Here is a 12936-nt window from a genome sequence, read left to right on the forward strand (position 1 = left end):
TAGGACGCCCGCCCATTGTCTTGTAGGACAAGATGAGAAGCCGCGCCGGCAAAGGGATTCAGGAGATAAAGGAGGAATATTTACCTGTATTTCCCCTTGCTCTCCTACAACCGATTGCGCAGGCGTCTGATGGCGGCTGTCCGTGGCGGCGACTACGATGCAGGCATTGGATAGCGGCGCACGCCGCTGGCTGATGGATGACAGATTTGCGCGATGCTGAAGTTGCTTACGTTGCTTATGTCGATGCCGGCGTGCGCATCTGCCCGGTCGCCTTGACCTCACTCTTGAACAACAAGGAGCAAGCCATGGGTAAATATTTTCTCGCCTGGATCCTCGGCGTCCCCGCATTCGTACTGGTGCTGATTTATTTTTTCGTGCACTGATGCGCAGCAGAATTAACAAAAAATAAAAACTTCTTTTCCACTCTTCGACTGAAAGGAACATCATGAAAAACGATCGATTGATTGATACCCTGAACGACCTGATCCAAATCTCCAAGGACGGCGAAGAGGGCTTCCGTACCTGCGCCGAAGATGCTTCCGAGCGTCAGGCCTATTACAAGACCCAGTTCCTGGAACGCTCGCAGGCGTGCGGCCAGACCGTGCTGGAATTGCAAAACCTGGTGCGCGCGCTGGGCGGCGATCCCGCCACCCACAGCAGTGTGAGCGGCACCCTGCACCGCCAATGGGTCAACATCAAGAGCGCCATCATGGGCAAGGATGATGAAGCCATCCTGAACGAGTGCGAGCGCGGCGAAGACGCTGCCGTCAATGCCTATCGCAAGGCATTGGCCGAGGACCTGCCAAGCGACGTCCGCCTGATCATCGAACGCCAGTATCAGGGCGTGCTGGCCAACCATGACCGTGTGAAGGCATTGCGCGATCAGGTGCGCGCCAGGAAGGCCGCTTAAGCTTTTCCTCGCGCATTAAAAAAAGCGGCCTGCGAGCCGCTTTTTTCATGGGTAAATCGAACGCTTATTTCTTGTTCTGCTTCAATTGCAGCGCGAGGTCGTGCAACGCGGCCAGCAAGGTCTTGATGAATTCCCGGGTCGGCTCATGCGTGAGCTTGCCATCGGCGAACCGATCGCCGGCGCCGCCGATCATGACCTCCGGCCTGTTGAGGAATTTGAGGTCGAGGAACACGCCGATCTGGCGCAGGTGATATTGCGCACGCGCGGTGCCGATGGCGCCGGGACTGGCGCCCATGATGGCGGCGGCCTTGCCGGCGAACGGTTGTTCCGGTGGGCGCGAGGCCCAGTCGATGGCATTTTTCAGCAGCCCTGGAATCGAATAATTGTATTCCGGCGTGGAGAACAGAATCGCATCGGCCTCGGCGATCTGCCGGCGCAAACGCTCGACCGAAGGCGGCCATCCTTTGGCGCGCACGTCGTCGTTGTACAGCGGAATGTCTGAAATGTCGGCCTGGATCAGGCGCACGCCGGGCGGTAGCAATTCGGCGGCGGCATGCAACGCCGCCGTGTTGTAAGAGCCCGCGCGCAGGCTGCCGGAAATGCCGAGAATGGTGATGTTCGTATCGCTCATGTCAGTGTCCTTTTATGCAAAGAGAGGAAGACGGAAAACGCGGAAACACCATGCCATGCTACACCACAAGCGCAGGATTCTTGTCCTACGCTTCACCCAGGTAAGCCGCCTTCACACGCGGATCATTCAGCATGTCCTTGGCATTGCCGCTCATGGTGATCAGCCCCGACTCCATCACATAACCCCGGTGCGCCGCCTCCAGCGCCAGCTTGGCGTTCTGCTCCACCAGCAGGATCGTGATGCCCTGCGCCGACACGTTGCGGATCACCTCGAAGATCTTCTCCACCATGATCGGCGACAGGCCCATCGACGGTTCATCCAGCAGCAGCAACTTCGGATGGCTCATCAGCGCGCGCGCCATCGCCAGCATCTGCTGCTCGCCCCCCGACAAGGTGCCCGCCATCTGCCCGGCGCGTTCCTTCAGGCGCGGGAAGACGGTGAACCAGTGCTCGATGTCCTGCGCGATCTGCTGCTTGTCGTCGCTGGTGTAGGCGCCCATCAGGAGGTTCTCGTGGATGCTCATGCGGGTAAAGACGCCGCGCCCTTCCGGCACCATCGCCAGCTTTTTCTGGACCAGGCTGAAGGAACTCTGCCCCTTCAGCGGCTGGCCCAGGTAGCTGATGTGGCCTTGCACTTTCGAGTCCGGCAAGGTGCCGGTGACGGCCTTCAAGGTGGTGGTCTTGCCCGCGCCGTTGGCGCCGATCAGCGTCACCAGCTCGCCTTCGTTGACTTCCAGGCTCGCGCCCTTGACGGCCTTGATGCCGCCGTAGGCCACGCTCAGGTCTTCGATTTTCAAGATGTTCGTTGTCATTGTCGTGTGTCCTGCGGGCTTAATGGGAAGCGCCTAAGTAGGCTTCAATCACGGCGGGATTTTTTTGCACGTCCGCCGGCACGCCTTCGGCGATCGGCTTGCCGTAGTCCAGCACGGTGAGACGGTTGCACAGGCCCATCATCAGTTTGACGTCGTGTTCGATCAGCAGGATGGTCTTGCCTTCGGCCTGGATCTTCACCAGCAGTTCGCGCAGACCGATCTTCTCGGTGGCGTTCATGCCGGCCGCCGGTTCGTCCAGCGCCAGCAGTTGCGGTTCGGTCGCCAAGGCGCGGGCAATCTCCAGTCTTCTCTGGTCGCCGTAGGACAGGTGGCGCGCCGTTCTGGACGAGAATGTGCCGATGCCCACGAAGTCGAGCAGCTTCTGCGACTTGTCCTTGATCGCCGCTTCTTCGTCGCGGGCCGCCTTGTGACGGAACACCGCGCCGAAGACGTTCTGTTTGGTGCGCACGTGGCAGCCGACCATGACGTTCTCCAGCACGGTCATGTCGCCGAACAGGCGGATGTTCTGGAAGGTGCGGGCAATGCCGGCCTTGGCCACTTCGTGCGGGGCGCTCGGGCTGTACGGCTTGCCGGCCAGCTCGAAGCTGCCGGTGTCGGGCTGGTACAGCCCCGTGATGACATTGAAGAAGGTGGTCTTGCCGGCGCCGTTGGGGCCGATCAGGCCGTAAATTTGACCTTGTTCAATGGTGAGGCTCACGCCCGAGAGGGCTTGCAGGCCGCCGAAGCGTTTGCTGACGTCGGCGATTTTTAACAGGGTGTTGGTGCTCATGGGGGATTCGTCCTCTGCTGTCTTTTATATGCGCGTCGATGTGGTTACGCCTTGACGACGCCGACGGCGTCACTGCCGTGCGGGTGGTCGGCTTCGGGCCGGTCTTCGTGACGCGGCGACGGCCACAGGCCGGCAGGACGATTCAGCATGATGATCACCATGGCCAGCCCGTAGAGCAGCTGGCGCAGCACTTCGGCGTCGATCCACACCTTGCCGAACAGGCTCATCTGCACCGGCTCGACCACGTGGCGCAGCACTTCCGGCAAGGCGGCCAGGATCACCCCGCCCAGCACCACGCCGGGGATGTGGCCGATGCCGCCCAGCACCACCATGGCCAGCACCGCAATCGATTCGGTCAGCGAGAAGGATTCCGGCGACACGAAGCCCTGGAAGGAGGCGAACATGGCGCCGGCCACACCGCCAAACGACGCGCCCATCGCAAACGCGAGGAGTTTGACGTTGCGCGTGTTGATGCCCATGGCCTTGGCCGCGATTTCGTCTTCGCGGATCGCCACCCAGGCCCGGCCCAGGCGCGAGTCCTGCAGGCGGATCGAGAAGAAGATCACGCCGATGCACAGCAGCAGGAACAGGAAGTAATAAGCATTGACCGACGGCATGCTGAAACCGAGGAACTTGACGATCGAGCCCGAACCCGGCTCGCCGGCCAGCGAGACGCCGAAGACGCGGATCGGGTCGATCAGGTTGATGCCCTGCGGACCGTTGGTGATGTTCACCGGTGCGTTCAGGTTGTTCATGAAGATGCGGATGATTTCACCGAAGCCCAGGGTCACGATGGCCAGGTAGTCGCCGCGCAGTTTCAATGTCGGCGCGCCCAGCAAGGCGCCGAACAGGGCCGCGATCAAGGCCGACAGCGGCACGATGATCCACAGCGACAAGTGAATGCCGGTCTGCACGATCTGCGGGCCGCACACCATCACGAGGAAGTTGCCCACCGCCGGATAGGTGTTGACGAAGGATTGCAGCACGTCGGCGAACTGCGGCGAGGCCAGCAAGCCGGCGGTGTAGGCGCCGATCGCGTAGAACGCGATGTAGCCCAGGTCCAGCAGGCCGGCGAAGCCCACGACCACGTTCAGGCCCAGGGCCAGCATGATGTACAGCAACGCCATGTCCATGATGCGCACCCACGAGTTGCCGAACATGCTGGCAACGAAGGGGAAGGCGATCATGATGATCAACAGCGCCGCCAGGCTGATCCTGGCCTGCTGCGGGTTGCGTTTCTTGTCGAAGGTGAGGAAGGCCATGTCGGTCTCTCTTTGATATTTTGTTTAACTTAGGCGCGGTCGGCCACGCGTTCACCCATGATCCCCGAGGGACGCAGAGTGAGCACGATGATCAGCACGATGAAGGCGAAGATGTCCTGGTAGTTGCTGCCCAGGAAGTCGCCCGTCAGGTCGCCGATGTAACCGGCGCCCAGGCTTTCGATCAGGCCCAGCAGGATGCCGCCCAGCATGGCGCCGTAGATGTTGCCGATGCCGCCCAGCACCGCCGCCGAGAAGGCCTTCAACCCCGGCACGAAGCCCATGGCGAATTGGGCGGTGGAGTAGTTCGCCGCCCACATCACGCCGGCAATCGCCGCCAGCGCGGCGCCGATAATGAAGGTGACGACGATGACGCGATTCGAATCCACGCCCATCAAACCCGCAATGCGCGGGTTCTCGGCCGTGGCGCGCATGGCGCGGCCCATCTTGGTCTTCTCGACGATCAGGACCAGGCCGATCATCGCCGCCAGGGCCAGCAGCAACAGCATGATCTGCGTGGGCGAAATCAGCGCGCCGGCGATGTGCACCGGGTCCGACGGCATGATCTGCGGGAACGGCAGCGGGCTGCGGCCCCAGATCATCATGGCCAGCGTCTGCAGCAGGATCGACACGCCAATGGCGGTGATCAGGGGCGCCAGGCGCGGCGCATTGCGCAGCGGACGGTAGGCCACCCGTTCGATGATCATGCTGACGATCACGCACACCGGAATCGCGCCGATGATGGCGATGATCAGCTTGACGATGCCCGGCAGGTCCGGCGCCACGTGCTGGATCAGCTTCAGGATGCTCAAGCCCGCCATCGCGCCGATCATGAGCACGTCGCCGTGCGCAAAATTGATCAGGTTCAGCACGCCGTACACCATCGTGTAGCCCAATGCGATCAGGGCGTACATGCTCCCCAGGACCAGGCCGTTGATGATTTGCTGGATGAATATGTCCATATGTCTCCTAAGCTCCTTTTTTTCCGCTTTGCTTGTTGGCTGGCGGTTCTGTGTAAATCTGTGGATTGAATCTTTGCAAATCAGCTTTAAAAATCAGCCTTGAAGCGTGTCGCGCGCCACGCGCGCCGCCGCCAGATCCCATGAGGCCTGGCCGACGGTCTTGAAGACCGGCACGCCTTGCACGGGCTCGCCGCGACCGGCCAGGATGTCGCCGATGGCGCGTACGCGGCTCCAGTCGACGCCGGCCTGGATCAGGTCGCCGGCTTCGTGCTTGGCGCCGCCGAGATCGTCGACGACGATGGTGCGTTCAGCCAGCAACGTGGCCGGAAATTCCACCATGTCGGGCTTGAACGCGCCGACGCCGATGGCCAGCGTGTGCGACGCAAGTCTGGCCGGGATCACGGCAGTACGCGACGTGGTCAGCGCGATCAGCACGTCGGTCGCGGGCACGTCTTTTTGCATGGCGTCGGCTGCCAGCGGACTGGCGACGATACCCTCATGACGCGTGCTGAGCTCGCTGCAGAAGGCCTGCATACGGGCAACGTCGCGCGCCACGATCCAGAATTGCGTGACGCCGAAAAACTCCACCAGCGCGTCGGCATGCGCCGCCGCCTGTACGCCGGTGCCGATCAGCAGCGCCGATTTCGGTTTGGCCGGCGCCAGCGTCTGGATGCCGAGCAAGGTCATCGCCGCAGTGCGACGGGCAGTGACGGTGGGGCCGTGCAGCAAGGCGATGCGGCGGCCGGTCTGCGTTTCAAAGACGATGACTTCGCCCTGGATCGCCGGCAGGCCATGCCTGGCATTGTCGCCGTGGACGGTAATCAGTTTGGTGACGCTGAGGTCGGCGCTGACGGCCGGCATGCTGAGCAGCACGCTGTTGGCGTCGATCGGCACCACCTGGCGTTCGGGCGCGGCGATGCGGCCGTCGGCGAATTCCTGCGCGGCTTGCGCCAGCGCCGGCACCAGGCGCGCGTACGGCAGCGCGTCGGCGGTTTGTCGGGCGTCGAGAATGTGCATCGATTTACCTCAGGAAGAAGCCGGTCGGGAACGGGTCGGACTCTTCCAGCACCCACTGGTTGGTGCTCATGATGTGCGCCGAACCGGTGACTTCGGTGAAGGCCGCGTCGAGCTCGCCGACCTTGGTGGCGCCGGTGACGCGCACGCTGAAATTGCTGCCGACGATGCTGCCGTTGACGTAGTCCTGGTTGAGGTCCAGCTTGCCGCGCAGGAACAACTGCGCCGCGCGGCCGGAGGTGCCGGTGCCGGTCGGCGAGCGGTCGACTTCGCGGTCGGCGAAGATGCAGACGTTGGACTGATCGGCGCCGGGGAAATTGGGGGCGCTGTCGATGATGGTGCCGTACAGCGTGTTCAAACCCGGCTCGAGCGGATGCTGGATCTTGACCTTGGCTTTGACGGCGGCCTTGGTCTCGGCGCCGAGCTGGATCAGTTGTCGCACCTGTTCCGGCTTGACGGTGAGCTTGGCCTGGTCGGCGTTGATGTAATAGTAGAAGGCGCCGCCGAAGACGATGTCGCCGGTGATCTTGCCGAAGCCCGGCGTGTCGACTTCGACGTCGCGCTGATAGATGAAGGAAGGCACGTTCTTGAAGGTGACCTTGCCGGCGCGCTGGCCGTCCCACTCCACGCTGGCGTCGATAAAGCCGGCCGGCGCGTCGAAGCAGATGCGGGTCACCGGTGAAGTGCGCTCAACGTAGCCCATTTCGACCAGCACTTTGCCCAGTGCGATGATGCCGTGGCCGCACATGTCGCTGTAGCCTTCGTTGTGGATGAAAATAACGCCGAAATCGGCATTCGGCGTCAGCGGCGGAAACAGATAGGCGCCATACATGTCGGCGTGACCGCGCGGCTCGTTCATGAGGAACTGGCGCAGGTCGTCGCGGTTTTCCTTCAGCCAGGTGCGCTTTTCGAGGATCGTGGCGCCGGGGACTTGCGGCAAGCCGGATACCAGGATGCGCAAGGGTTCGCCGCCGGTGTGGGCGTCAATGGTCTGAACGGTGCGGGTGTAACTGAGCATGAAACTTCCTCTACAAAAAACCTGGAACGACAGCTTGAAACGATGCGCAAGGGGGAGTGTATTTCATTTCCCGTGACGTGCGCCGTATTGGTGATACGGATGCATCAATGCCTGGCCTGATCGGAAAGATGAGGCTACGCGATCGCCGGCCCTGCTGCATTGCAGAGGGCCGGGGATGAACTGCGGGGACTACCTGGGGATCATTTCAGGGAAGCAACCGCAAGCTGCGATTGTTCCCTGGCAGAAATGAAACGCGGGAATAAACAAATAGACGAACAGACGATCAGTAGCTGGTCAGCGCAACCGGCACGCCGTCCTTGAAGCGGAAGATCGTCACCGGCGATTGCTTCAGGTCATGCTTGTCGTCGAACTCGTATTGACCTGCCACGCCTTTGTATTTGATTTTAGCCAGCGCAGGGCCGTAGACCTTCGGTTCGACGGAGTTGGCCGCCTTCATTGCCTGGGCGATGACCATCATGCCGTCATAGAACGAGACTGCGTAGACTTCCGCAGGACGACCGAATTTCTTTTGATAGTCGTCGGCGAATGCCTTGCCTTCCTTGGCCTTCTCGAGGATCGTGCCGCCTTGCGTACAGTAGACGCTTTCGCCGATGGCGTCGCCGCCCAGACGACCCATTTCAGGCGAGCAGATGCCGTCGCCGCCCATCAGCAGCGCGTCGATGCCCAGTTGCTTCATCTGGCGCTTGATCGGACCGCCTTGTGGCGCGTAACCGCCGATGAACACGGCTTGCGGCTTCTTGCCCTTGATCGAGGTCAGGATGGCGGTGAAGTCGGTGGCCTTGTCGTTGGTGAAGTCCTTGCTGACGACCTTGATGCCGTTGGCTTGCGCGAGCTTGATGAATTCTTCCGCCAGGCCTTGGCCGTACGCGGTGCGGTCATCGATCACGGACACGGTCTTGATCTTCAGTTCCTTGGCTGCGTACAGCGCCATCTTGCCGCCCAGCTGGCTGTCGCTTGCTGCAACGCGATACAGGGTGGCGAAACCTTGCTGGGTGATCTTCGGATTGGAAGCCACGGTCGCGGTCACGATGCCGGCGTCGTTGTAGACGCGCGAAGCAGGAATGGTGACGCCCGAGTTGTAAGGACCGACGATGGCCTTGACGCCCTGATCAACCAGCTTTTGCGCCACGCCCACGCCCGACTTCGGATCGGCCTGGTCGTCTTCCGCCACGATTTCGAACTTGATCTTCTTGCCGCCGATGACGAGACCTTGCGTATTCAGACGCTCGACCGCCATTTGCAAACCGCCCTGGTTATCCTTGCCGGCCGAAGCTTGCGGCCCGGTCAGCGGACTGCTGAAACCGATCTTCACTGTTTGCACTTCCTGAGCAGATGCGAATGCCGGGATGATGGCAAGTGAAGCGGCGATGATATGCATGCGGTTATACATGTTGTTTCCTCTCTTGGTTGAAGGTCAGGCTTGCGATAAAACACTGAATTCAAGCCGCGGCGGCAAAAAGGCAAGACGGTCGCAAGCGCAACTGCAGATAGGCATGGCGGGTGAGTCTCTCTTCTGGCTTTGGTCGGCTCGTTGCGTCCGGCGGTCCGGCGCAACTACTTTTTATGGTGCTCGATTCTATTTACTCTTTGATGATATTAGTCCCGATAATTGCCCTTATAATCAGAATTTAATTCAGCTATTCTTCATTTCACAGAAGAAAATTCAGATTCTATGGCTACGCTTGATAAAATCAGCAAAAAAATTCTGTCCGAACTGCAAAACGACGGCCGCATCAGCAACGTCGACCTGGCCGCGCGCGTGAACCTGTCGCCGGCGGCCTGCCTGGAACGGGTGCGCAAGCTGCAGGACGCCGGCTACATCCTCGGCTACGCGGCCCAGCTCAATCCGGAATTGCTGGACGTGTCACTGCTGGTGTTCATCGAGGTGGTGCTGGACCGCACCACGGCCGACGTCTTCGAAGCCTTCAAGAAAAGCGTGCAGAGCATTCCGGAAATCATGGAATGCCACATGGTCGCGGGCGGTTTCGATTACCTGGTCAAGTCGCGCGTGAAGGACATGAACGCCTACCGGGAATTCCTCGGCAAGTCGCTGCTGCAGCTCAAGGGCGTGCGCGAGACGCACACCTATGCGGTGATGGAAGAGGTCAAGAATACGATCCGGCTGCCGATCAAGTAACACTCCGCTTCAAAAGCTGGATAGCGGCACCAGCTTGCCATCCTTGAACCGCAGGATGGTTACGGTCGCTTCGGTCATGTCGTGGCGTGAATTGAACTCGTAGGTCGCGGTCACGCCCTTGTAGCGCATGCGTGCCAGTACCGGTGCAAAGACGCGCGGGTCGGGCGAATTGGCCGACTTCATCGCCTGCCACAGCAACAGTACGCCGTCATAGAAGGTCGGCGCGTAGACATCCGGCATGCTGCCGTATTTTCCCTGGTAGGCGGAGGCGAAGACGGCGCCGTCCGACACCCTGGTCAGCCACACCCCTCCCTGCACGCAGTAAGTACGATCGCCGAGCGCGCTGCCGGCTTGCACCAGCATGGTTGACGAACACAAGGCGTCGCCGCCCAGCAGGGGAATCGCCATGCCGCGCTGCTGCATCTGCCGCAGCAGCGCGCCGGCCTGCGACACATAACCGCCGAAAAAGATTGCATCAGCCTTGGCGGCAGCGATGGCGTTGAGCGCGGCGCCGAATTCCTCCGCCTTGTCGCCGACCGCTTCCTTGTACACCAACTGGACGCCGTTCATCTTGGCGACCCGCTCGAACTCGTCGATCAGCCCGCGCGCGTAGAGCGAACCGTCGTCGATGACCGCCATTTTTTTCAGTTTGAGATGGCGCGCTGCATACAGGCCCATCTTGCCGCCCATGTCGGCATCGCTGGCGGCGATGCGAAACACTTGCGTCAGCGCGGTCTGGGTGACTTTGGGATTGGAAGCGACGGTGAGCGACACCACGCCGGCGTCGTTGTAAATCTTGGTGACGCTCAGCGCCACGCCGGAATTGAACGGCCCCAGCACGGCCCTGACGCCGGCGGCCACCAGTTCGCGTGCGACTGCGGCGCCTTCCTGCGGGCTGGCCTTGTCGTCGCGCGCCAGCAGTTCAAAACGAATGGCCTTGCCGTCCAGCTGCAGGTTTTGCTGATTCAGGCGCTCGATCGCCATTTGCACGCCGTTCAGCGCATCCTTGCCGGCGGCGGCCTGCGGCCCCGACAGTGGGCTGCTGAAACCGAACCTGACGACCTGTCGCTCTTGCGCAAAAGCGCAGGCGGACAGCAAGGACAGGGCTATTGCAATGACGCGAACGGGTGGCATGCGCTCCTCGGGCCGGGACCGGCTGTCCGGCGACATTGCCGGTGACTTGGTCCAGAATAGCCCAATACGCCGCCATTCATTGGCAAAAAACCGGCAAAAGAACATGTCTTTTGCCGGTTTTGACTGGTTCGGGCGCCTCGCGCCATTACATTAAACGGGCGGGCTCCGGTCAGAACTGCGTGCGCACCCCGACGATCAGGTTGCGGCCCGATTGCGGCACGGTGTCCTTGAGCACGGCGGTGGAATAGCGGATGTCCTGATTGAGCAGGTTCTTCACCAGCGCAAACCAGGTCACGCGCATCGCCTGCAGCTTCTGCGTGTACGACAGGTTGGCGTCGAGCTGGGTATAGGACGGCGTCTGGCTGGATTCGAAGGCCGCCAGGCGGTCCTGCTTGAGCGCCCGCAGCACGCGCGCGCCGCTGGCCCACGGACCTTGTTTCCAGCCGAGGTCGACGCCGTAGCGCGTGGCCGGCTGCAGCGGCAGGCTGCCCTGGTTATCCAGCTTGCCGCGCGAGGTGTCGGCAAAGCCGCGCACCGAGAAGCCTTCGTTGTTCAGGTTGTAGCTGACTTCGACTTCGGCACCGTGGATGGTGGCGTCGCCCTGCGACCAGAAGCGCTGCAGGAATTCGCCGGCCGGATCCGCATTGCCGGTCTCGTCGACCTGGCCGTTGGTGCGACCGTAGACGTAATTCTTCACCTTGTTCTGGAACAAATTCCCCTTCCAGCGCACCAGGCCTTCGGTCTTTTGCAGGCTCAGTTCGATGTTGTGCGAGGTTTCCTTTTGCAGGCTGCCGTTGCCGATGTCGAAGGTCGAGGTCGACTCATGCGGACCGTTGGAATACAGCTCTTCCACGGTCGGCGCGCGCTGCGCCACCGAATAGGTCGCGCCCAGGCCGTAGCCGGGCACGAAGCTCCACAGCGCGCCGGTGGACCAGGAGAACAGGTTGAAGTCGCGGTCCTGCAGGCCTTCCGGACGGCGCTTGACCGACTCCAGGCGCAGGCCGGCGCTGGCCAGCACCGAGCCGAACTTGCGTTCCTCGACCAGGAAGCCGGCGAAGGTGCCGGACTTGGTCTTCGGCGTCAGCTGCGGCGAACCGTCGACGGCCGACAAGGCCGAGTAATTGTTTTGCTCCGTCTGGATGCCGAAATTGCCGCGCCAGCCGGCCAGCGGCTTGTGCGCCAGTTCCCAGCGCGTCTGCAGCGCGCGGTTGGAGAACACCGTGTTGGCGGTGCCGTCTTCCTTCTTCTCGGTGTGGGTGTAGTCGGTGTAGCCGAGCTTGAACTTGAAGGACTCGATGCCGGCAAACGGCTCCCTGACCAGGCTGTCGATGTCGTAACGGGTCTGGTGCAGGTCGATGAAGGACTTTTCCGCGGTCGGGATGCCGTAGTGGTCGTCCAGCGACGACACCGACGCGCCGATGTGGCCCCAGTCGGCGATATAGGAACCGCCGACGCCGACGCTGCTCTCATGCGTGAAGGAGTTCGGCAGGCGACCGGAAGCACTGGTAGCGTCGCCTTGCTTGGTGTTGCCGGGAATCTTGTAGTTGTCGGTGTCGCGATAGTTGCCGTCAACGTGCAGGCCGATCTGGCCGGCTGAACCGTCGACCGAGAATGACGTGTTCTTCTGGCCGTCGACGGTGCCGTAACGCGCCTCGACCTGGCCGGTCGGCTTGCCCACCAGCTCGGTCGGGATGCGGTCGTTGACCACGTTGACCAGGCCGCCGATGGCGCCCGAGCCGTACAGCAGCGCCGCCGGACCGCGCAGGATTTCGATCTGGCGGGCAGTGGCGGCTTCGGTGGCGACCGCGTGGTCGTTGGAAACCGTCGACACGTCGGCGGTCGACATGCCGTTTTGCAGCATCAGTACGCGCGGACCTTCCATGCCGCGGATGATGGGACGCGACGCGCCGGCGCCGAAGGCGGAGGCCGAGACCCCGAGTTCTTGCGATAGCGTGTCGCCGAGCGAATTGCCGAGCTTGTTGCGCAGTTCGTCGCCGGCCAGCACTTTGGCGGGGGTGAGGATTTGGGCGTTTTCTTCGGCGGCGAAGGGACTGGCGGTGACGACGACTTCCTGCAGTTGTTGCGATTGTTGCGGTGGCGGCGCGGTTTGCACGGTCTGTGCGAAGGCGGCGGCAGACATGACGGCGAGCGCGGACAGGACGGCGCTGGCCAGCAGAGTGGGCTGGACTTGCATGGTGTTCCTTGACTGACAAATGAATGAATGGCGTGCGTCCGGACCCGGATTCGCG

At 61.8% G+C, this 12936-nt stretch carries 13 protein-coding genes; 3 read left to right on the top strand and 10 right to left on the bottom strand.

From position 1 onward, the window contains the following. Window positions 1–197 precede the first annotated feature (197 nt). Window positions 198–383 (top strand): hypothetical protein, encoded by a 186-nt coding sequence (locus tag DXT88_RS21895; RefSeq protein ID WP_265216030.1) that lies wholly within the window; start codon window positions 198–200, stop codon window positions 381–383. A gap of 62 nt (window positions 384–445) precedes the next feature. Then, on the top strand, window positions 446–910 hold the full coding sequence (locus DXT88_RS21900; protein ID WP_016833186.1) for a PA2169 family four-helix-bundle protein: 465 nt from the start codon (window positions 446–448) through the stop codon (window positions 908–910). Between the two features lie 64 nt (window positions 911–974). Here the strand turns inward: DXT88_RS21900 and DXT88_RS21905 are convergent, their stop codons facing one another. The 8 genes from DXT88_RS21905 to DXT88_RS21940 all read right to left on the bottom strand — a co-directional run bounded on the left by DXT88_RS21905 (window position 975) and on the right by DXT88_RS21940 (window position 8806). Then, the gene (locus DXT88_RS21905) at window positions 975–1541 is read right to left on the bottom strand and encodes an NADPH-dependent FMN reductase (RefSeq protein WP_265216031.1); all 567 of its coding nucleotides are present in this window, start codon (window positions 1539–1541) and stop codon (window positions 975–977) included. An 85-nt stretch (window positions 1542–1626) separates the two neighbouring features. Continuing rightward, the gene (locus DXT88_RS21910; RefSeq protein ID WP_265216032.1) at window positions 1627–2352 is read right to left on the bottom strand and encodes an ABC transporter ATP-binding protein; all 726 of its coding nucleotides are present in this window, start codon (window positions 2350–2352) and stop codon (window positions 1627–1629) included. 19 nt (window positions 2353–2371) lie between these two features. Further along, entirely contained in the window at window positions 2372–3142 is a 771-nt protein-coding gene (locus DXT88_RS21915) for an ABC transporter ATP-binding protein (protein ID WP_016833190.1), read from the bottom strand. A gap of 44 nt (window positions 3143–3186) precedes the next feature. Next, window positions 3187–4404: an ABC transporter permease subunit gene (locus DXT88_RS21920; protein ID WP_016833191.1), complete on the bottom strand. Its 1218-nt coding sequence runs from the start codon at window positions 4402–4404 to the stop codon at window positions 3187–3189. A 29-nt stretch (window positions 4405–4433) separates the two neighbouring features. After that, window positions 4434–5363 (bottom strand): branched-chain amino acid ABC transporter permease, encoded by a 930-nt coding sequence (locus DXT88_RS21925; RefSeq protein ID WP_016833192.1) that lies wholly within the window; start codon window positions 5361–5363, stop codon window positions 4434–4436. 93 nt (window positions 5364–5456) lie between these two features. Further along, the gene (locus DXT88_RS21930; RefSeq protein ID WP_265216033.1) at window positions 5457–6380 is read right to left on the bottom strand and encodes a delta(1)-pyrroline-2-carboxylate reductase family protein; all 924 of its coding nucleotides are present in this window, start codon (window positions 6378–6380) and stop codon (window positions 5457–5459) included. Between the two features lie 4 nt (window positions 6381–6384). Then, complete coding sequence (gene lhpH / locus DXT88_RS21935) at window positions 6385–7395, bottom strand: trans-3-hydroxy-L-proline dehydratase (RefSeq protein ID WP_265216034.1); 1011 nt, start codon at window positions 7393–7395, stop codon at window positions 6385–6387. Between the two features lie 283 nt (window positions 7396–7678). Then, window positions 7679–8806 (bottom strand): branched-chain amino acid ABC transporter substrate-binding protein, encoded by a 1128-nt coding sequence (locus DXT88_RS21940; protein ID WP_016832044.1) that lies wholly within the window; start codon window positions 8804–8806, stop codon window positions 7679–7681. 282 nt (window positions 8807–9088) lie between these two features. Between DXT88_RS21940 and DXT88_RS21945 the strand changes: the two genes are divergently transcribed. Then, window positions 9089–9553, top strand: a complete 465-nt coding sequence (locus DXT88_RS21945; RefSeq protein WP_016832045.1) for an Lrp/AsnC ligand binding domain-containing protein — start codon at window positions 9089–9091, stop codon at window positions 9551–9553. A gap of 9 nt (window positions 9554–9562) precedes the next feature. Here the strand turns inward: DXT88_RS21945 and DXT88_RS21950 are convergent, their stop codons facing one another. Together DXT88_RS21950 and DXT88_RS21955 are read right to left on the bottom strand one after the other, a co-directional pair. Continuing rightward, entirely contained in the window at window positions 9563–10687 is a 1125-nt protein-coding gene (locus tag DXT88_RS21950; protein WP_265216035.1) for a branched-chain amino acid ABC transporter substrate-binding protein, read from the bottom strand. Window positions 10688–10856: 169 nt separating this feature from the next. Then, complete coding sequence (locus DXT88_RS21955; protein ID WP_265216036.1) at window positions 10857–12881, bottom strand: TonB-dependent receptor; 2025 nt, start codon at window positions 12879–12881, stop codon at window positions 10857–10859. Window positions 12882–12936: the final 55 nt, after the last annotated feature.

The organism is Herbaspirillum lusitanum (genome assembly GCF_026127345.1).
Taxonomy (GTDB): domain Bacteria; phylum Pseudomonadota; class Gammaproteobacteria; order Burkholderiales; family Burkholderiaceae_D; genus Herbaspirillum; species Herbaspirillum lusitanum.

Excerpts from the sequence above, each read along its gene's own strand:
- DXT88_RS21910 (WP_265216032.1), bottom strand. The coding sequence starts at position 2,352 with ATGACAACGAACATCTTGAAAATCGAAGACCTGAGCGTGGCCTACGGC.
- DXT88_RS21915 (WP_016833190.1), bottom strand. The coding sequence starts at position 3,142 with ATGAGCACCAACACCCTGTTAAAAATCGCCGACGTCAGCAAACGCTTC.
- DXT88_RS21950 (WP_265216035.1), bottom strand. The coding sequence starts at position 10,687 with ATGCCACCCGTTCGCGTCATTGCAATAGCCCTGTCCTTGCTGTCCGCC.
- DXT88_RS21945 (WP_016832045.1), top strand. The coding sequence starts at position 9,089 with ATGGCTACGCTTGATAAAATCAGCAAAAAAATTCTGTCCGAACTGCAA.
- lhpH (WP_265216034.1), bottom strand. The coding sequence starts at position 7,395 with ATGCTCAGTTACACCCGCACCGTTCAGACCATTGACGCCCACACCGGC.
- DXT88_RS21900 (WP_016833186.1), top strand. The coding sequence starts at position 446 with ATGAAAAACGATCGATTGATTGATACCCTGAACGACCTGATCCAAATC.
- DXT88_RS21940 (WP_016832044.1), bottom strand. The coding sequence starts at position 8,806 with ATGTATAACCGCATGCATATCATCGCCGCTTCACTTGCCATCATCCCG.
- DXT88_RS21895 (WP_265216030.1), top strand. The coding sequence starts at position 198 with ATGACAGATTTGCGCGATGCTGAAGTTGCTTACGTTGCTTATGTCGAT.
- DXT88_RS21930 (WP_265216033.1), bottom strand. The coding sequence starts at position 6,380 with ATGCACATTCTCGACGCCCGACAAACCGCCGACGCGCTGCCGTACGCG.
- DXT88_RS21955 (WP_265216036.1), bottom strand. The coding sequence starts at position 12,881 with ATGCAAGTCCAGCCCACTCTGCTGGCCAGCGCCGTCCTGTCCGCGCTC.
- DXT88_RS21925 (WP_016833192.1), bottom strand. The coding sequence starts at position 5,363 with ATGGACATATTCATCCAGCAAATCATCAACGGCCTGGTCCTGGGGAGC.
- DXT88_RS21920 (WP_016833191.1), bottom strand. The coding sequence starts at position 4,404 with ATGGCCTTCCTCACCTTCGACAAGAAACGCAACCCGCAGCAGGCCAGG.
- DXT88_RS21905 (WP_265216031.1), bottom strand. The coding sequence starts at position 1,541 with ATGAGCGATACGAACATCACCATTCTCGGCATTTCCGGCAGCCTGCGC.